Origin of the sequence: Amycolatopsis sp. FBCC-B4732 (genome assembly GCF_023008405.1) — a bacterium.
GTDB classification, from domain to species: domain Bacteria; phylum Actinomycetota; class Actinomycetes; order Mycobacteriales; family Pseudonocardiaceae; genus Amycolatopsis; species Amycolatopsis pretoriensis_A.
The window spans coordinates 5,555,074-5,573,114 of record NZ_CP095376.1; the positions used below are offsets into that span (position 1 = coordinate 5,555,074).

An 18,041-nucleotide genomic window follows, 5' to 3' on the forward strand; every position below is an offset into this window, starting at 1 on the left:
GGGTCGGCCGGCGCTTACCGGTGGGCGCCGAGCCGGTGAGCGCCGGGGCCGGTCAGTAGGCCAGGTCCACCGGGCTTGCCGAGGGCGGGCCGTCCAGGCGCCAGTCCGTTCCCGCGCGGGTGAAGCGGTACCAGCGGGCGTCCTGGCCGTAGCGCAGCTGCACCTCCCCCTGCGTGAGGCGGTTGCGCCAGATCTTCGGGCGGCCGGGGAGGCCCGCGTCGGCCAGGATGGCTTGGGCTTCGGCCAGGGGACCCGGGCCGGGTTGCCATGTGTCGCGCAGGGCGGCCAGGCCGCCGCGGCCGGCTTCGCGCCAGGCTTCGGCCCAGCGGGTCAGGTCTCGGGGTGGGACGCCCGCCGCCGCGGCGAGGGTGGTGATTTCCGGGGCGGTGCGGGTGGCCGCGCGGCGGGCCAGGTCCTCTTCGAACGTCAGCTCGGCCGCCGTCACGCCGCCGATCAGGAGATCGCGGGCCAGGGAAGCCGCGTCCGCCGCCAGGGTCGACAGAGCGGCCGCCGTCCAGCCCGTGGCCGGGGGTGGGTCGAGGTCGAGGGTCGCCGGGGGACCCGCCGTGCGGGGCGGTGGGGGTAAGGCCGGAATCGGGCCTGGCCGCCGGGTGTAGGCCGCCCGCGGGGTGAGACCTTCGTCCGCGGCTTTCGGCAGCTTCGGTTTCTCCGCGCGAGACGGCGACCGGCGGGCGCGCAGCTCGGCCAGGACGTCGGCCCGCGGGCGGCCGCGCAGCAGGAACAGTGTGAAGGGGTCGCGGTCCACCTCGTCGGCGACCAGGTAGTACACCGCGGCGACGTGCTTGCACGGGTTCGCCGAGTCCGGGCACGAGCACCGCGGCCGCAGGTCGCCCGGGCCCGGCAGGAGGTCGGCGCCCGCCTCCCGGGCCTGCTCGGCGAGCGCGGCCGGCAGCTCGCCGTCGAGCAGCGCCGCCGCGTGCCCGAGCTGCGTGCCGACGACGCCCAGCAGCGTGTCCCATTCGCCGTCGGTGAAGGTGCGCATGGTGATGGTCACCTTGTAGGGCTGCGGCCGGCTGCCGCGCACCCGCGCCGTCATCACGCCGGCGCCGAAGTGCAGCTCGGTGACCGTGCCCTTGCGCGCGTACGTGCGGCCGCGGGGCAGCCGGTTCGGGTCGAGTTTCGCGCGTTGTTCGAGGGCCTCGACCCAGGCGCGGCCCCACCAGGTGGTGCCGAAGTTCCGCCGGGGTGGCATCACCCGCTCCCGAGCCGGACCAGGTCGGCGAGGGCGTCGTCGGACAGTTCGGTGATCCAGTCCTCCCCCGCGCCGACGATCGACTCGGCCAGCCCGCGCTTCTTTTCGAGCACCTCCGCGATCCGCTCCTCGAGGGTGCCTTCGGCGATCAGCCGGTGCACCTGGACGGGCCGGTCCTGCCCGATGCGGTAGGCACGGTCGGTGGCCTGGTCCTCGACGGCGGGGTTCCACCAGCGGTCGTAGTGGATGACGTGGGTGGCGCGGGTCAGGTTGAGCCCGACCCCGCCCGCCTTCAGCGAAAGCAGGAACACGGGGATCTCGCCGGCCTGGAACCGGTCGACCATGTCCTCCCGCTTCGACGGCGAGCTGTCCCCCGAGAGGACTTCGGTGGGCAGGCCGCGCTCCTTGAGGCGGCGTTCCAGCAGGCGGCAGAGCTGAACGTACTGGCTGAACACCAGGACGCTCTCGCCTTCGTCGAGGATCACGTCCAGGAGTTCTTCGAAGGCGGCGAGCTTGCCGGAGCGGCCGGTGAGCGCGCCGTGCGGTTCTTTGAGGAACTGCGCCGGGTGGTTGCAGATCTGCTTGAGCTCGGTGAGCAGCTGCAGCACCTGCCCGCGCCGCTTGATGCCCTGCGTCTCGCGGATTTCGGCGAGGTTCTCGCGCACGACGGCCTCGTACAGGGTGGTCTGCTCGGCACTGAGCGGCACGAACCGATCGGTCTCGGTCTTGCGCGGCAGCTCCGGCGCGATGTCCGGATCGGACTTGCGCCGGCGGAGCAGGAACGGCCGCACGGTGGCGGCGAGCCGCTCGGTGACTTCCTTGTCGCGGTCGCGTTCGATCGGCCGTGCGACGGTGCGGCGGAAGCGGTCGAGCGGGCCGAGCAGGCCGGGGGTGGTCCAGTCCACAATGGACCAGAGTTCGGTGAGGCGGTTTTCGACCGGGGTGCCGGTGAGGGCGACCTTGGCTCGCGCGGGGATCTTGCGGAGTTCCTTTGCCGTGGCGGACAGCGGGTTTTTGACGTGCTGCGCTTCGTCCGCGGCGACCAGGCCCCAGTCCACTTCGGACAGCGTTTCGCGGTCGCGGCGGAGGACACCGTAGGTGGCGAGGACGACTTCGTCGGGGGCGAGGTCGTCGAGGTGGCGGCTGCCACCGTGGAACCGGCGGACGGGGATTTCGGGGGCGAAGCGGGCGAACTCGCGCTCCCAGTTGCCGAGGAGGGAAGTGGGGCAGAGGACGAGAGTGGGCCCGCCGGTGAGCGGGGTCTCGGCGCCGGCGGGCCCGGGCTCGGCACCGGCAGCCGGGGCGACGGCGGCGGGCACTGACGGGGCATCCGTGCCAGCGGGCTGGGACTCGGTAGCGGCAGGCGGGGCATCGGCGTGGGCAGACCGAGGCATGGCGGCAGGCCCGGGCTCGGCACCGGCAGCCGGGGCGACGGCGGCGGGCACTGACGGGGCATCCGCGCCAGCGGGCTGGGACTCGGTAGCGGCAGGCGGGGCATCGGCGTGGGCAGACCGAGGCATGGCGGCAGCGGGTGGGGCATCGACGCCGGTAGGCCGAGGCATGGCGGCAGCGGGTGGGGCATCGGCGCTGACAGACCGGGGCGCGGACCGTGGGAGGTCTGCGCCGGGCGGCGGGGCATCGACTGCGCCGCTGGGTGAGGTCGGCAGGGACTCGGCGGCAGCGAGCGAGGCCTCGGCGCCGGCGGGTCGAAGCTCGGCCGGGGTCGGCGGGGGCTGGGGGCTGGGCAGCCGGGCTGGTGCGAGTCGCTCGGGCCGGCCAGGGACAGGCTGGGCCAGGGCTCGGCGGTGCAGGTGGAGAGCGATCAGCTGGATCGTCTTCCCCAGCCCCATGTCATCCGCCAGGCAAGCACCCAGGCCCAGGCCGGTCATCGTCGCCAGCCAGGCCAGGCCCGCCTGCTGGTACGGCCGTAGCGTCGCCTGCAACCCCGGCGGCGTCACGACTTCCGACGCCGCCCGGTCGCGGAGGCGAGAGGCCAGATCGCCCAGCACCGGTGGGGCCGCGAACTCGACGCGCTCGCCGTCCAGTTCCAGCTCGCCCGTCAGGGCCGCCGCCAGGGCTTCGCCCGCCTCCAGTTTGCGGGTGCGGCCGCGGACGCGGGCCAGCAGCTGGGGGTCCACCCGGACCCACTGGCCGCGCAGGCGGACCAGGGGGCGCTTCGCCTCGGCCAGTGCCGCGACCTCCGCCTCCGTCAGCTGCTCGCCGCCCAGGCTGAGCTGCCAGCGGAACTCCAGGAGGCTGCGCAGGGCGAACTCCGGTCCCGCGACGCTCGCCGGGGCCTGGGTCGCGCTCGCCTTCGCCTTCACCTCGCCCGCGAACAGGCCCTTCGACCAGAGCACCTCGATGCCCGCTCCGCCCAGGTCGCGGGCGCCGTCGGCGAGCAGGTCGACGACCTCGTCGTCGGACAGGACCAGCGACGCCGGTGCGGGCTCGGCCAGCACCCGGCCCAGTGGCGCCCACGCTCGCGCGCCGCGGCGCAGGCCCAGCAGGAGCTGGGTCTCGACCTGGTCGCCGAGGCGGTTCAGGACCGCGTCCGGGGCGTCCCACAGCGTCGACGCCTCCACCACCAGGCTCGGCTCGGCCAGGCTGCGGACCGCCAGCACCCCCGCGAACGTGTCGTCGTCCAGGCCCTCGACGCGCAGCAGCACCTGCACGCCCCGCGGCTCGCGCGCCTCCAGCTCGGCCAGCCAGGCGGCGCCGTCCGGGCCGAGCAGGGCCGGTTCGCGGGCCGCGAACGCCGGGTCGCCGGCGCCGACCGGGGCCGCCGGGCTGCGGACCAGCAGGTCGGCCGTCGCGTCCCAAAGCGCGCGGACCAGGGAATCCGGGGAGTGCAGGCGGATGCGTTTCAGCCCGGTCAACGGCAGCGCGTACGCCTCCGGTGGCAACGCGCCGGCGAGCCCGCGCAGCAGCTCCTCGTCCGCCGCGTCGAGCGGGCCGATCCGCCAGGCCGCCGCCCCGGCCGGGGACACGGCCGGGCGCAGCCGCCCCCTCGCGACGAGGTTCACCCCCGCGTTGACCGCGGCCGACCACGCCGCGACGGCCGGGCTCGCCGCCTCCCCCACGGCCAGCAGCCGCGGCAGCGCGCGTTCGAGGGGCACCAGCTCCGCGTCGACCTTCGTCCGCGCGAACTTGGCGCCCCGGGGCAGGACGAGCTCGATCGTGGTCCCGCCGGCCACGTCGTCGCCCCACAAGGCCAGCACGCCTTCCCGCGGGGGATCCGCGGGGAGGTAGGTGGCCTGGGTGTCTGCGCTGAACTCCACGACGGCAACGCTAGAACACGCCACCGACAGTTTCGGCCCGGGCGGCACGAACGGTCCTTTCGCGCCGCCCGGAAGATCAGCGCGGCAGGCCGAGAAGCCGTTCGGCCGTCAGCGAAAGCAGCACCTGGGTGGTCCCGCCGGCGATCGACAGGCACCGCGTCAGCAGGAACTCGCGCTGCGCCGCCCCGTCCGCGAGCAGCGCAGCGCTGCCGGCCAGCTCGACGGCGAACCCGGCGACGTCCTGCCGGTGCCGCACCCCGAGCAGCTTCCGCACGCTCGACTCGGCCCCGGGATCCTGCCCTCCGAGCCGCCGCAACGCCGCCCGCAGGTCCAGCACCGACCCCGCGACCCCGTCCGCCACCAGGGAACCGAGCCGGTCGAGCGCGACATCGTCGAGCGAAGAAGGATCCATTGTGGACACGAGCGTCTGCACGCTCTCGCCGACCGCGGACCCGCTCCCGATGGCCACCCGCTCGTTCGCCAGCGTCGTGCGCGCGAGCCGCCAGCCGCCACCCGGCGTGCCGACCACGTCGGCGTCCGGCACGAACACGTCGTCCAGGAACACCTCGTTGAACACGGCGTCGCCGGTGATCTCCCGCAACGGCCGCGTGGTGATGCCCTCGGCGCGCATGTCGACCAGGAAGTACGTGATGCCCTTGTGCTTGGGCACGGCCGGGTCGGTGCGGGCCAGGCAAATCCCCCAGTCCGCTTCGTGCGCCAAGGACGTCCACACCTTCTGACCGGCCAGCCGCCAGCCGCCGTCGACGCGCCGGGCCGCCGTCCGCAACGCGGCCAGGTCAGAGCCCGCACCGGGCTCGCTGAAGAGCTGGCACCACGTGAGTTCACCCCGGAGGGTGGGCCGGGCGAACCGCTCGCGCTGCTCGTCGCTGCCGTGTTCGAGGATCGTCGGCACCGCCCACGCACCGATCACCAGGTCCGGGCGGCGCACCCCGGCTTCGGCGAGCGCGGCGTCGATCCGCAGCTGCTCCGCGGCGTCGGCGCCCCGGCCGTACGGCGGGGGCCAGTGCGGGGTCAGCAACCCGGCGTCGGCCAGCGCGACCCGCCGCTCGCCGTCGGGCAGCGCCGCGATCCGCGTCACCTCTTCGCGCAGCGCGGGATCGTCGCCGACGTCGACGTTCAGGGTGCGTTCGGACCCCTCGAGCGCCAGCGACGCCGCCCGCCGCCGCCACGTCCCGGTGCCGCCGAGCCACTGCCGCAGGGCGACCGCGCGGCGCAGGTACAGGTGCGCGTCGTGCTCCCAGGTGAACCCGATGCCGCCGAGGACCTGGACGCAGTCCTGGGCGTTGGCGACGGCCGCGTCGAGGGCGACGACGGCCGCGCTCGCGACCGACAGCGGGTGCTGCCCGGACGCCGCGTCCCAGGCCAGCGCTTCGGCCGCTTCGGCCCGGCAGAGCATCTCGGCGCACAGGTGCTTGATCGCCTGGAACGCGCCGATCGGCTTGCCGAACTGCTCGCGCACCTTGGCGTATTCGACGGCGACGGTCAGGCACCGCCGCGCCACCCCCGCCGCCTCGGCCGCGGCCAGCGTCGCCGCGAGGGGCGCGACCGGCGGCAGGGTGAGCACGTCGGCGCGGACACCGGAGAAGCGGACACGCGCCAGCGGACGCGAGAAGTCGAACGCTTCCAGGGGCTCGACCGTGACGCCCGGGGTGTCCGGCGCGAGGAGCACGTGCCCGCCGCCGGCCGGCACCAGGAGCCACGTCCCGGCGTCGACGCCGGGCACCGGGCCGGTGACGCCGTCGTCGAGCGAAGGCGCCTCCAGCAGCACGGCGAGGGTCGCCTCGCCGTCGGCCAGCGCGGGGAGGAGTTCCTTCGCAGCGGGGATCCCGGCGAGCAGGAGGCCGCCGAGCGCGGTGCCGAGCAGCGGCCCCGGCACGAGTTCCTCGGCAGCGGCGGCGAGGCCGGCGGCGAGATCGGCGATACTGCCGTCGGCACCGCCCGCTTCACCGGGCAGTGCGACGCCGAGCAGGCCGAGCTCGGCGAACCCGCCGGGAATCCCGGTTTCCGCCGCGCGCACCGCCTCTCGCGGGTGGTGCGCCGCGGACCAGGCGTGGATCGCCTCGGCCAGCGCGGCCTGTTCGTCGGTGAGCGCGACCGGCATCGGGCCTCCTCGCGGGACAGGACACTACTCGCGAGTGTAGAACGTGTTACAGTTTTTCGGCCAGTGGGTCGATTGTTGAACGTTTCGCCAGGACAGGTACTCTACGTCATGAACTGGAACAAGTTCCGAAGGACGGGGGGACTCCGATGCCCGGCAAGACCAAGGCGCGCGGCAACGGCCTGAGCGCGATCGGCGCCGACGAACTCGGTTCGGCCGCCCAGCGCGACCGCCGGCGCCGGATCATCGACGCGACCCTCGCCCTGGCCTCGAAGGGCGGCTACGACGCCGTCCAGATGCGGGCCGTGGCCGAGAAGGCCGACGTCGCGCTCGGCACGCTGTACCGGTACTTCCCGTCGAAGATCCACCTGCTCGTTTCCGGGCTGGCGCGTGAATTCGAGCGCGCGCAGGAGAAGCTCGAGCGCCAGGCCATCCCCGGCGAGACGCCCGCCGAGCGGCTGATGTTCGTGCTCGGCCGCAACACTCGCCTGATGCAGCGCGACCCGCACCTGACCGAAGCCATGGTGCGGGCCTTCATGTTCGCCGACACGTCCGCGGCCGCCGAGGTCGAGCAGGTCGGGATGCTGATGGAGAACATGTTCGCCAAGGCGATGGGCATCGACGAGCCCACCGAGGCCGACCGGGACATCTTCCACGTCGTCGCCGACGTCTGGATGGCGAACCTGGTGGCCTGGGTGACCCGCCGTGCCTCCGCGGCCGACGTCGCCAACCGCCTCGAGCTGTCGGTCCACCTGCTGCTGGACAAGTAGCCGCCGGTCAGCGGTGCGCGGCGGCCACCTCCGCCAGCTCGTCGAGGGCCTTGAGCGTCTCCGCTTCCGGCAGCGTGTCCAGCAGGAACGTGTACCGCTCGACGCCGGCCTCGCGGAAGCCGTCGATCACCTTCGGGATCGTCGGGCCGCCGAAGACCGCGAACTGGACGTCTTCGCGCCCCTGCTCGGCCAGCCAGCGGCGGACGCGCTGGGCCTCCTGGTACTTCGTGTAGCCCCGGAGCAGCCAGCCGTCTCCGTACTTGGCGAGCCGGTTGAGCGCGGCTTCGCTCTCGCCGCCGATGTAGATCGGGACGTGCGGCTTCTGCACCGGCTTCGGCCAGCTGAAGATCGGGTCGAGGTCGATGTGCTCGCCGTGGAACTCGGCCTCGTCCTTCGTCCAGATCTCCTTGAGCGCGGCCAGCTGCTCGTCGATCAGCGCGCCGCGCGTCTTCGGGTCGGTGCCGTGGTTGCGCATCTCCTCGCGGTTCCAGCCGACGCCGACGCCGAACAGCGCGCGCCCGTCGGAGAGCAGGTCCAGCGACGCGACCTCCTTGGCCGTGTGGATGAGGTCGCGCTGGATCAGCAGGGCGATCCCGGTGCCGAGCAGCAGTTCCGACGTCGCGGTGGCCGCGGCGGTGAGCGCCAGGAACGGGTCGAGCGTGCGGTAGTACACGCGCGGCAGGTCTCCCCCGCCCGGGTAAGGGGTTTCCCGGCTCACCGGGATGTGCGAGTGCTCGGCCAGGAACAGCGAGTCGAAGCCGCGTTCCTCCAGTGCCGCACCCAGTACGTCCGGGCGGATGCCCTCGTCGGTCACGAACGTCGAGATCCCGAATTTCATGCTCCAGGAGTACCACCGTCTTGACAGCGGGTGCACGATGAAGTCATCTCATCATACGTTGAATAAGGGGGCGGTCATGGACGTACAGGGCCTCGACTTCGAGGAGCTCTACCAGGGCACCACGCCGATCGGCCGGAAGATGCCGTGGGACCTGGGCGCGCCGCAGCCCGCGGTGGTCGCGCTGGCCGACGCCGGCGAGTTCGGCGGCGACGTGCTCGACATCGGCTGCGGGCTCGGCGACAACTCCGCGTTCCTCGCCTCGCGCGGCCTGCGCGTGACCGGGCTGGACGGCGCCCCGTCGGCGATCGCCCAAGCCAGTGCGCGCGCCGCCGAGAAGGGCCTCGACATCGAGTTCGCCGTCGCCGACGCGACGAAGCTCGAAGGGTACGAAGGCCGGTTCGACACGGTCCTCGACAGCGCGCTCTACCACTGCCTGAGCGAGGAAGAGCGGCACAGCTACCTCGCCGCGTTGACCCGCGCGGCGCGGCCGGGCGCGCGGCTGCACCTGTTCGCCTTCTCGACGGAGCTCCCGGACGCGTTCCCGGCGCCGTACCTGATCAGCGAGGCCAACCTGCGGGAGACGGTCGGCGAGAACTGGACGATCGAGGTCCTCGAGCCGACGCTCTACACGACGTCGATGGACCCGGAGGAGCTGCGGCAGAGCGTCCGGGTGGTCCTGGACGCGGACCCGGCCGGGCTGCAGGCGATGAAGACCGACGCGGACGGGCGCGTGCTGGTCCCGGTCTGGCGGCTGAAGGCGGTACGTTCGGCCGGGTGATCGGGGCGCGCAACGGATGGGCCTGCCGTCAGCCTGACGCTACGATCGTCGAATGCTTTCGCAGACCAGTGGCCTACTGCGCCAGCTCGCCGACAGCATGGTCGCCGACAATTCCTTGAGCGCGAACGTGCAGCAGCACGAGGACCAGGTTCGCTCGGCCGCCGAAATGGATCACCGGGTACGTGCGGCAAACCTGACAGATCTGCTGGGCGAAAGCGGAAATCCGCTGATCATGGTCACCCGCACGTTCTCGGCTGCTCCGCACATCGCGAACTGGACGCGCGGTCTCGACGCGACGTCCGTGGCTTCGGACCTCACCACGGGTCGCTCGGTCGCCGAGGTGGCACTCAGGTACGGATTCGCTTCGATCGAGGCGGCGACCGAGGGACAGCCGGGTTTTCCGATCGAGATGATGACCAAAACGCTGCGGGCCGAGCTCTCGCTCCCCCGGGCGTCGGCGGAGCGGGTGGCTTCCCATTTCGTCGCCGCCTACCTGCTTCTTCACTTCATCACAACCGCCAAGGCGAGTTTCTCGGCCGTGGCACTGCGCGACAGTTGCGCACAGCTGGCGGGCGACGACGACCCGGTCACCCGTCTGGTGACGGCGCTGTGGGCATGATCATCGAATCGGGGCTCGTGCCGCGGTCCGCGGCGGAACCCTGTGCCGATCGGCTGATCGAGGGCCGGTACTTGGTCGGCGTCGCGGACGGAGCCACGCGGAAGTCCTGGGACACCGGCCCCGACGGGGCGGCCCTGGCCGAAGCGATCGCAGGGCACCTGGCCGGCATCGCACGAACCTGCCCCGCTCGTGAAGTCGTCGATTCGGCGACGGAGGTGGTGGAGAAACTGCTGGCCGCGGACGGAGTCGCGGCGGGATCGGGCTCCGCCGTGTCCTTCTGCGTGCTGCACACCGGACGCCAGGAGGTGTGGCGAGTCGGCGAGGCGCGGCTCATGCTGGACGGCGAGCCGGTGCGACCACGTCGTTCCGGCGAGCGGATCGTCGCCGAGGCCCGCGCCCTCGTCCTCAGACACAGGTTGGCCGCAGGCGCCGCCGTAGCCGACCTGTGCGCTGAAGATCCCGGCCGCGCCGCCGTGCAGGAACTGCTCAAGGCACTGACCGGCTTGCGCAACCACCAAGACGACCCCGCGGGCTTCGGAGCGCTGGACGGCCGTCCGGTGCCGGACCGCTTCGTCGAAGTGATCCCCCTCCCGCGGGGCACCCGGGAAGTCGTGATCACGACCGACGGCTATCCGGAGCCCGCACCCACCTTGGCCGAGGCTGAGCGCCTGCTGGCCGAGCGCCTGGCGCGAGACCCGCTGATGATCGATCCGCCGGAGACGAAGGGGCTGCGCCCGGCCGCCAACTCGTTCGACGACCGGGCCTACGTGCGGCTCGGCCGCGTCACCCCAGCTTGAGCCACGCCGCTGCGGCCGGCGCGTCCCGGTGCAACCATTGGCGCAGCAACTGAATGGTGATGTAAAGCGGAAACGCCAGCTCACCATTGCTGCCGTAGCGGCGCTCGACGGCGTCCAGCGCTCCCAAGAGCCCAGGGACGCCGTCTTTCGGGTCGAAGCGTTCAGCGAGCTGGTCGTCGACGTAGCGCCGCTCCATTCCCCTCACCTTGGGCTCGACCGGCCCGAGCGAAGCCACCCCGTAGAACTGGGGCTTGCCGCCCCAAGCGGTAACCCGGCCGTAGCCGATGATCTTGATGTTCTCGGGTCCGTGGCGCTGGTCGCCACGGAGTCCCATCTCCTCGACCATCTCGCGCCACATCGTGTACTTCACGAAAGAACACAGGTCGCGGCACCGAGGCGGCGGCTCCGGCCGGCTCCTCCGCCGTCCCTCTTCGGCCACCAGGTCCTGCCAGTCGGCCGAACCACTACCGGAACCGATGATCAGGCCCCCGTTCATGATGTTCTTGTTGGCCTGCCGCTGCAGCAGCAACCGCCCCTCGGAGATGGCCAGGACATCGGCGCCGATGTGGTTGGAGCAGGTGCTCAACGGGAGCCGGGGAAGCGGCCCTCGGCCATCCGGACCCAGATCCGGGAACTCCAGGTACTCGTGCGCTGCGTGGTGCTCGCGGTATTCGTAAAGCGCCAGGCGGTTGGTCACGAGAAACGCCGAGTAAGTGGTCCGCCGGACTTTGGCCGTCGTGATGCCCGCCTCAAGGTCCGACTCCAGGCGAACCTTGTCCTCGTCGAAGTCGAGGGTGGGAACCTTGAGCTTGCGCACCGTCTCGTGCTCCGCCGAAGGCGGACGCCACATCTTGTGCTGCTTCTCCAGCGTGATGAACGGGTCGGTCGTCAACTCGGCGTCCAGCACCGGGTCGTGGACCGCTTGAGAGCCCTCGAACTCGATCTTCTCCCACGAGTCATAAGGACTCTTGTAGGGGAGCTGCAAAGGTCTCTGCCGGAGCTTCGACTCGATGGTGAGGATCTTCTTGAGGTCCTTGTACACCTTCTCGGAGATGTCGATCAGCTCCTTGGCGGCAACGGCAATGGTCAGCCCGACAAGGATCCAGAACGAAGCCGAGCGCGGCACCAGTATCTCAACAATCAGGAGGAAGATGCCCACCGTCAGTTTCAGCGGCCGCTGTTGCACGAAGGCCCATGCTCGCCACAGACCGATCCTCAGTTGGATCATGCATACCTCCACCCCGCCTTCGCGCAGTTGCCGTCACAGTCGCCGAAACTGTCCAGCACGTTACGCAAAGACGAACTTCAGGTATACAAACAAGGAAGAGTCGCGGTTGTGCGGCGTCTTGGCAGCGGATCAGCGACGTTCGACGGCCGCAGAGCTCAGACGTTCCGCCGGTACTGGCCCCCGACCTCGAAGAACGCCTCCGTGATCTGGCCCAGTGAACACACCCGCGCCGCGTCCATCAGCACCCCGAACAGGTTCCCGCCCCGAGTCGCCGCTTCGCGCAGCGCCTTCAGGGCCTGCTGGGCCTCCTCGTGGTGACGGTGCTGGAAGTCCGCCAGGCGCTCCAGCTGGGACTTCTTCTCGTCCTCCGTCGCGCGGGCCAGTTCGACCTCGATGTCGTCCTCGCCCGCGTTCGGGTTGCGGAAAGTGTTGACGCCGATGATCGGCAGGGAGCCGTCGTGCTTCTTGCGCTCGTACAGGATGGACTCGTCCTGGATCCGGCCTCGCTGGTAGCCCGTCTCCATCGCGCCCAGGACGCCGCCGCGCTCGGAGATGCGGTCGAACTCCGCCAGGACCGCTTCCTCGACCAGGTCCGTCAGCTCGTCGATGACGAACGAACCCTGCAGCGGGTTCTCGTTCTTCGACAGGCCCCACTCCTTGTTGATGATCATCTGGATGGCCATCGCGCGGCGCACCGACGACTCCGACGGCGTCGTGATCGCCTCGTCGAACGCGTTGGTGTGCAACGAGTTCGCGTTGTCGTACAGCGCGCACAGCGCCTGCAGCGTGGTGCGGATGTCGTTGAAGCTCATCTCCTGCGCGTGCAGCGAGCGCCCGGACGTCTGCACGTGGTACTTGAGCTTCTGCGACCGCTCGTTCGCGCCGTAGCGGTCGCGCATCGCCACCGCCCAGATCCGGCGGGCCACCCGGCCGAGGACCGAGTACTCCGCGTCCATGCCGTTGGAGAAGAAGAACGACAGGTTCGGCGCGAAGCAGTCGACGTCCATCCCGCGCGCCAGGTACGACTCGACGTAGGTGAAGCCGTTGGCCAGCGTGAAGGCCAACTGCGAGATCGGGTTCGCACCGGCCTCGGCGATGTGGTAGCCGGAGATCGACACCGAGTAGAAGTTGCGCAGGTGGTGCTCGATGAACCACTCCTGGATGTCGGCCATCATCCGGAGGCTGAACTCGGTGGAGAAGATGCAGGTGTTCTGGCCCTGGTCTTCCTTGAGGATGTCGGCCTGCACCGTGCCGCGCACGTTCTGCAGCGTCCACGAACGCAGCTCGGCGGCCTCGGCGTCGGACGGCTCGCGGCCGTGCTCGGCGCGGAACGCGTCGAGCTTCTGGTCGATCGCGGTGTTGAGGAAGAAGGCCAGGATCGTCGGCGCCGGGCCGTTGATCGTCATCGACACCGAGGTGTTCGGCGCGGTCAGGTCGAAGCCGTCGTAAAGGGCCTTCATGTCCTCGACCGTCGCGATGGACACGCCCGACGTGCCGACCTTGCCGTAGATGTCGGGGCGCGTGTCGGGGTCGTGGCCGTACAGGGTCACGGAGTCGAACGCCGTCGAGAGCCGCTTCGCCTCGGAGTCGGCCGAGAGCAGCTTGAACCGGCGGTTGGTGCGGAACGCGTCGCCCTCGCCGGCGAACATCCGCGCCGGGTCCTCGCCCTCGCGCTTGAACGGGAAAACGCCCGCGGTGTAGGGGAAGTACCCCGGCAGGTGCTCGCGGCGCAGGAACGACAGCAGCTCGCCGTCCTCGGTGTACCGCGGCAGCGCGACGCGCGGGATCCGGTTGCCGGACAACGTGTCCCGCCACAGCTGCGTGCGCAGCTCCTTGTCGCGGATCTTCACGACGAGCTCGTCCTGGCGGTATTCCTCGGCCAGCTCGCGGAAGCGCTCGAGGAGCTTTGTCGATTCGCCGTCCACATCGGACTCGGCGGCGGCGAGCAGCCCGTCCAGCGCGTCGGTCGACGCGTCCACCTTGGACAGTTCGGTCTTCGTCAACGCCAGCGCGTTGCGCTTGCGGACCGCGGCGACCTGCTGCTCGGTCTTCGCGTGGTAGCCGCGCACGGAGTCGGCGATCTCGGCCAGATACCGCGCACGGTTGCCGGGGATGATCGTCGAGGCGTCCGTGGACACCTTGCCTTCCACACGGGGCAGCGTGCCCGAAGAAACGGTCAGCCCGCGCTCGGCCAGCATGCCGCGCAGGTGCTGGTACAGCGCCGTGACGCCGTCGTCGTTGAACTTCGCCGCGCTCGTGCCGTACACCGGCATGTCCTCGGGGCCCTCCGAGAAGGCCTCGCGGTTGCGCACCAGCTGGCGCGCGACGTCGCGGCGGGCGTCCTCGGCGCCGCGGCGCTCGAACTTGTTGATCGCGACGACGTCGGCGAAGTCGAGCATGTCGATCTTCTCCAGCTGCGACGCGGCGCCGAACTCCGGCGTCATCACGTACAGCGACTCGTCCACGAAGTCGACGATCCCGGCGTCGCCCTGGCCGATGCCCGGCGTCTCGACGATCACCAGGTCGTAGCCGGCGGCCTTGCAGGCCAGGATCGACTCGCGCAGCCCGGCCGGGATCTCCCCCGACGTCGTGCGCGTGGCCAGCGAGCGGAAGAACACCGGCGCTGTGCCAGTGCCTCCAGGGCCGGCGGGCCCGTTGTCGAGGCAGTTCATCCGGATGCGGTCACCGAGCAGCGCGCCGCCGCCCTTGCGCCGCGACGGGTCGACCGCGAGCACCGCGATCCGCAGCTTGTCCTCCTGGTCGAGGCGGAAGCGGCGGACCAGCTCGTCGGTGAGCGACGACTTGCCGGAGCCACCGGTGCCGGTGATGCCGAGCACCGGGACCGTCCGCCCGGACGCGGCTTCGGTGATGCCGTCGAGCAGCTCGCCGGGCAGCCGTCCGGCCGCCAGCTGGGTGATGACCCGCGAGAGCGCGGGGACGTCCCCGGAGAGCACCTTGTCCAGCGCCGGGCCCTCGGCCGCGAGGTCGGTGTCGCAGGCCACGATCATCGAGTTGATCATGCCCGGCAGGCCCATCTCGTAGCCGTCTTCGGGCGAGAAGATGCGGGCGACGCCGCGCGAGTGCAGCAGGTCGATCTCCTCGCGCACGATCACCCCGCCCCCGCCGCCGAAGACCTTGATGTGGCCGGCGCCGCGCTCGCGCAGCAGCTCGACCAGGTACGAGAAGTATTCGACGTGCCCGCCCTGGTAGGCGGAGATGGCGACGCCCTGGACGTCTTCGGCGATGGCGGCGGTGGCCACCTCGTCGACCGAGCGGTTGTGGCCGAGGTGCACGACCTCCGCGCCCTGCGACTGCAGGATCCGCCGCATGATGTTGATCGACGCGTCGTGGCCGTCGAAGAGGCTCGACGCCGTGACGAACCGGACGGGGTGCGCGGGGCGGTACAGCTCACTGCTCATCCCCTAAAAATACTTTGACTTCCTACTGTTGGAAACCCGAGGACCAGTGACACGGCTCTCAGCACCGCTCGCCGCAACCTTGACAATGCGCTGCTGGGTTCTATGTTTAACGTAGTCGTTAATTAACAAGGTGCTGAAATGACGATGCCCACGGACCACCTGAGCCGCACGTTCGCGGCCCTCGCCGACCCGACCCGGCGCGCCATCCTCGCCCGGCTTTCGGCGGGCGAGGCGACGGTGAACGAGCTCGCCGAGCCGTTCCCGATGAGCCTGCCCGCCGTCTCGCGGCACCTCAAGGTGCTGGAGCAGGCCGGGCTCATCACCCGCGGCCGCACGCGCCAGTGGCGGCCCTGCCGGCTGGCGGCGAAACCCCTTGAAGACGTCGCCGACTGGGTGGCGGCCTACCGCCCGTTCTGGGACGACGGGTTCGACCGCCTCGACGAGCACCTGCGCTCGCTGAGGAGCGGGGGCGAGCGTGCCTGAGCTGACCATCACCCGCGTCTTCGACGCGCCCCGCGAGCTCGTCTTCGCCGCCTGGACCGACCCCGACCAGCTGGCGAGCTGGCTCGGTCCGCACGGCTACACCGGCTGCGCGGTCACGCTCGCGACGCGGCCGGGCGGCGCCTGGCGGGCGTGCATCCGCTCCCCCGAAGGCGACGAGCACTGGATGCACGGCACCTACCGCGAGATCACCGCCCCCGAGCGGCTCGTGTTCACCTTCACCTGGGACACCGAGGGCGACCTGCGCGCCGAGACCCTCGTGACGATCGACTTCGCCGATCTGGACGGCAAGACGGAGATGACCTTCGTCCAAGCCGGCTTCCCCGCCGCCGCCGACCGCGACGACCACCACGGCGGCTGGACCTCCAGCTTCGACGACCTGGCCGGCTTCATCCACCACCGAGGAGAGGAAGACCGATGACCGCCACCCAGCACGCCCTGCCCGAGATCGTCTCGCCGGAGGAGTGGCAGGCCGCGCGCGACGCACTGCTCGTCAAGGAGAAGGAGCACATGAAGGCGGCGGACCACCTCGCCGCCGAACGCCGCCGGCTGCCGATGGTGCCGTTCACGAAGCCGTACGTCTTCGAGTCGGCGGAGGGGAAGAAGAGCCTGCTGGACCTGTTCGACGGACGGCCCCAGCTGATCGTCTACCACTTCATGCTGCACCCGGGCGACGAAGCGGGCTGCCCCGGCTGCTCGCTGCTCGTCGACAACATGCCGCACCTGGCCCACCTGCACGACCGCGACGTCACGCTCCAGGTCGTCGCGCCGGCGACGCTCGCCGAGATCGAGAGCTACAAGGGCCGGATGGGCTGGGACGTGCCGTGGGTGTCCGCGCACGGCAGCGACTTCACCGAGGACTGCGGCGTCGGCATGGGCTTCGGGATCAGCGTGTTCCTGCGCACCGGCGACGACGTGTACCGGACGTACTTCACCAGCAACCGCGGCGGCGAGATGTTCCTCGCCTCGCACCGCTACCTCGACGTCACGCCGCTGGGGCGGCAGGAGGCGTGGGAAGAGGAGAGCCGGGGCGACGACGGTCCCGGCGCCTGGTGGCGCCGGCACGACGAATACTGACGCCTGCCCGCGGGCGGGCGACGACGGCCGACGATCCACCGGGTGTGCGCGGCGCCGGGCCCGGGGTGTTCCCCGGGCCCGTGCGGCGTCAGCGGGCGTTGGCCGCCCGCAGCGCGATCCACTGCCGCATGGCGTACTCGACCAGCGTGATGAGCGTCTGCTTGGTCGACTCGCGGTCCCGCGCGTCGCAGCGGACGATCGGGATGTTCGGGTCGATCGACAGTGCCTCGCGGACGTCGTTGATGTCGTGCTCCAGCACGCCGTCGAACGTGTTGACGCCGACGATGTACGGCAGTCCCCGGTCCTCGAAGAAGTCGATCGGGGCGAACGAGTCCGCGAGCCGGCGCGTGTCGGCGAGCACCACCGCGCCGATCGCGCCGCGGACGAGGTCGTCCCACATGAACCAGAACCGCTGCTGGCCGGGAGTGCCGAACAGGTAGAGGATCAGGTCCGCGTCCAGGGAGACGCGCCCGAAGTCCATCGCCACCGTCGTCGTCGACTTGCCCGGCGTGTGGTCGAGGTTGTCGACGCCGACACTGGCGTCGGTCATCATCGCCTCGGTGGTCAGCGGCACGATCTCCGACACCGACCCGACGAAGGTCGTCTTCCCCGCTCCGAAACCGCCAGCCACCACGATCTTGGCGGATGTCATGGTCGGGGGCGCGGTGTCCCGCGGTGCCTTATAGCCGACGGAGTCCACTCAAAACCCTTTCCATCAACACCAGATGTGCCTCGGCGCCGTCATTGCCCGTAATCGTCTTGTGCACCGTGACCAGCCCCGCGTCGGCCGCGTCGCTGATCAGCACCCGGGCCACACCCAGTGGCACCCGCAAGGCCGACACGATCTCGGCGACCGAACGGGGGGTCCGGCACTCTTCCATGATCGAGATGCACTCGATCTGCTCCGCGGCCACTTCGGGGAAGCCACCGGTGGCAGCGTAGTCCTTCGCGGAGATCAGTGTCTCCAGCTCCAGGGCGTAGTTTGCCCGAGTGCGGCCGCCGGTCAGCGCGTAGGGCCGGACGATAGCCGTCAGCTCCTCCGGCGCGGGCGGCTGCTCGAACACCGCGGGCATCACGAACTCGCCGCTGGGTGGCCCCGGATCGAACAAACCACCAGGTCGCGGGCTGTCCCCGTCGGTACTGCCGGGTGGAGAGACTAAAGAGGTCACGCGATCTCCTGGGTCGGCCGACGGCGCGGGCGCCGGCGGTTCCGCGGCCGCGTGCGCACCGGCGGCCGGGGGTGGCGGGGACTCCTTGCTCTTCTTGCGCTTCCGGCGGGCACGGCCGGAATCCAGGGTGAACCCGTTGAGGACGTCGGCGAACGTGCCGTCGTCCTCACGCCCGGCGGGCTGCTGGCCCTCGGGTGGTTCGCCGTTGAATCCGGACCCCGTGCTCATCGCGCCA

At 71.0% G+C, this 18,041-nt stretch carries 15 protein-coding genes; 7 read left to right on the forward strand and 8 right to left on the reverse strand.

Annotation, left to right across the window (positions count from 1 at the left end; genetic code table 11):
- Positions 1-52: 52 nt before the first annotated feature.
- From MUY14_RS23920 to MUY14_RS23930, 3 genes are all read right to left on the reverse strand, one after another.
- Positions 53-1,213: an SWIM zinc finger family protein gene (locus MUY14_RS23920; RefSeq protein ID WP_247012016.1), complete on the reverse strand. Its 1,161-nt coding sequence runs from the start codon at positions 1,211-1,213 to the stop codon at positions 53-55.
- A complete protein-coding gene (locus tag MUY14_RS23925; protein WP_247012017.1) occupies positions 1,213-4,491 on the reverse strand; it encodes an SNF2-related protein in 3,279 nt (1,092 codons plus the stop codon). Before MUY14_RS23925 ends, MUY14_RS23920 begins: the two co-directional genes overlap by 1 nt.
- Positions 4,492-4,567: 76 nt before the next feature.
- Entirely contained in the window at positions 4,568-6,613 is a 2,046-nt protein-coding gene (locus MUY14_RS23930) for an acyl-CoA dehydrogenase family protein (RefSeq protein ID WP_247012019.1), read from the reverse strand.
- A 146-nt stretch (positions 6,614-6,759) separates the two neighbouring features.
- Here MUY14_RS23930 and kstR point away from each other — a divergent pair, with 146 nt between their 5' ends.
- A complete protein-coding gene (kstR, locus tag MUY14_RS23935) occupies positions 6,760-7,380 on the forward strand; it encodes a cholesterol catabolism transcriptional regulator KstR (protein WP_247012022.1) in 621 nt (206 codons plus the stop codon).
- A gap of 7 nt (positions 7,381-7,387) precedes the next feature.
- Here kstR and MUY14_RS23940 read toward each other — a convergent pair whose 3' ends face one another.
- Positions 7,388-8,218 (reverse strand): LLM class F420-dependent oxidoreductase, encoded by an 831-nt coding sequence (locus MUY14_RS23940; RefSeq protein ID WP_247012024.1) that lies wholly within the window; start codon positions 8,216-8,218, stop codon positions 7,388-7,390.
- 76 nt (positions 8,219-8,294) lie between these two features.
- On the opposite strand from MUY14_RS23940, the gene MUY14_RS23945 reads away from it, so the two are divergent.
- The 3 genes from MUY14_RS23945 (at position 8,295) to MUY14_RS23955 (ending at position 10,412) form a co-directional block, all read left to right on the forward strand.
- Positions 8,295-8,996, forward strand: a complete 702-nt coding sequence (locus tag MUY14_RS23945; RefSeq protein WP_247012026.1) for a class I SAM-dependent methyltransferase — start codon at positions 8,295-8,297, stop codon at positions 8,994-8,996.
- A gap of 52 nt (positions 8,997-9,048) precedes the next feature.
- Positions 9,049-9,615 carry a hypothetical protein gene (locus MUY14_RS23950; protein ID WP_247012028.1) on the forward strand — a complete coding sequence of 189 codons (567 nt, stop codon included), beginning with the start codon at positions 9,049-9,051 and terminating at the stop codon, positions 9,613-9,615.
- 71 nt (positions 9,616-9,686) lie between these two features.
- Entirely contained in the window at positions 9,687-10,412 is a 726-nt protein-coding gene (locus tag MUY14_RS23955; RefSeq protein ID WP_247012030.1) for a hypothetical protein, read from the forward strand.
- Here MUY14_RS23955 and MUY14_RS23960 read toward each other — a convergent pair.
- Both MUY14_RS23960 and icmF read right to left on the reverse strand, forming a co-directional pair.
- Entirely contained in the window at positions 10,399-11,640 is a 1,242-nt protein-coding gene (locus MUY14_RS23960) for a hypothetical protein (protein ID WP_247012032.1), read from the reverse strand. The genes MUY14_RS23955 and MUY14_RS23960 overlap by 14 nt on opposite strands.
- Positions 11,641-11,795: 155 nt before the next feature.
- Positions 11,796-15,059, reverse strand: coding sequence for a fused isobutyryl-CoA mutase/GTPase IcmF (gene icmF, locus MUY14_RS23965; protein WP_247012034.1), 3,264 nt, complete (start codon positions 15,057-15,059; stop codon positions 11,796-11,798).
- A gap of 144 nt (positions 15,060-15,203) precedes the next feature.
- On the opposite strand from icmF, the gene MUY14_RS23970 reads away from it, so the two are divergent.
- Genes MUY14_RS23970 through MUY14_RS23980 form a run of 3 tightly spaced genes read left to right on the forward strand, consistent with a single transcriptional unit; the run spans position 15,204 to position 16,637 of the window.
- Entirely contained in the window at positions 15,204-15,542 is a 339-nt protein-coding gene (locus MUY14_RS23970) for a helix-turn-helix transcriptional regulator (protein ID WP_247025218.1), read from the forward strand.
- Complete coding sequence (locus tag MUY14_RS23975) at positions 15,535-15,981, forward strand: SRPBCC domain-containing protein (RefSeq protein WP_247012036.1); 447 nt, start codon at positions 15,535-15,537, stop codon at positions 15,979-15,981. Before MUY14_RS23970 ends, MUY14_RS23975 begins: the two co-directional genes overlap by 8 nt.
- Positions 15,978-16,637 carry a DUF899 domain-containing protein gene (locus tag MUY14_RS23980; protein ID WP_247012038.1) on the forward strand — a complete coding sequence of 220 codons (660 nt, stop codon included), beginning with the start codon at positions 15,978-15,980 and terminating at the stop codon, positions 16,635-16,637. The genes MUY14_RS23975 and MUY14_RS23980 overlap by 4 nt, the downstream gene beginning before the upstream one ends.
- Before the next feature lie 88 nt (positions 16,638-16,725).
- Here the strand turns inward: MUY14_RS23980 and MUY14_RS23985 are convergent, their stop codons facing one another.
- Both MUY14_RS23985 and MUY14_RS23990 read right to left on the reverse strand, forming a co-directional pair.
- Entirely contained in the window at positions 16,726-17,289 is a 564-nt protein-coding gene (locus MUY14_RS23985; RefSeq protein WP_086861521.1) for an ATP/GTP-binding protein, read from the reverse strand.
- 28 nt (positions 17,290-17,317) lie between these two features.
- A complete protein-coding gene (locus MUY14_RS23990; protein ID WP_247012040.1) occupies positions 17,318-18,034 on the reverse strand; it encodes a DUF742 domain-containing protein in 717 nt (238 codons plus the stop codon).
- Between the last annotated feature and the right edge of the window lie 7 nt (positions 18,035-18,041).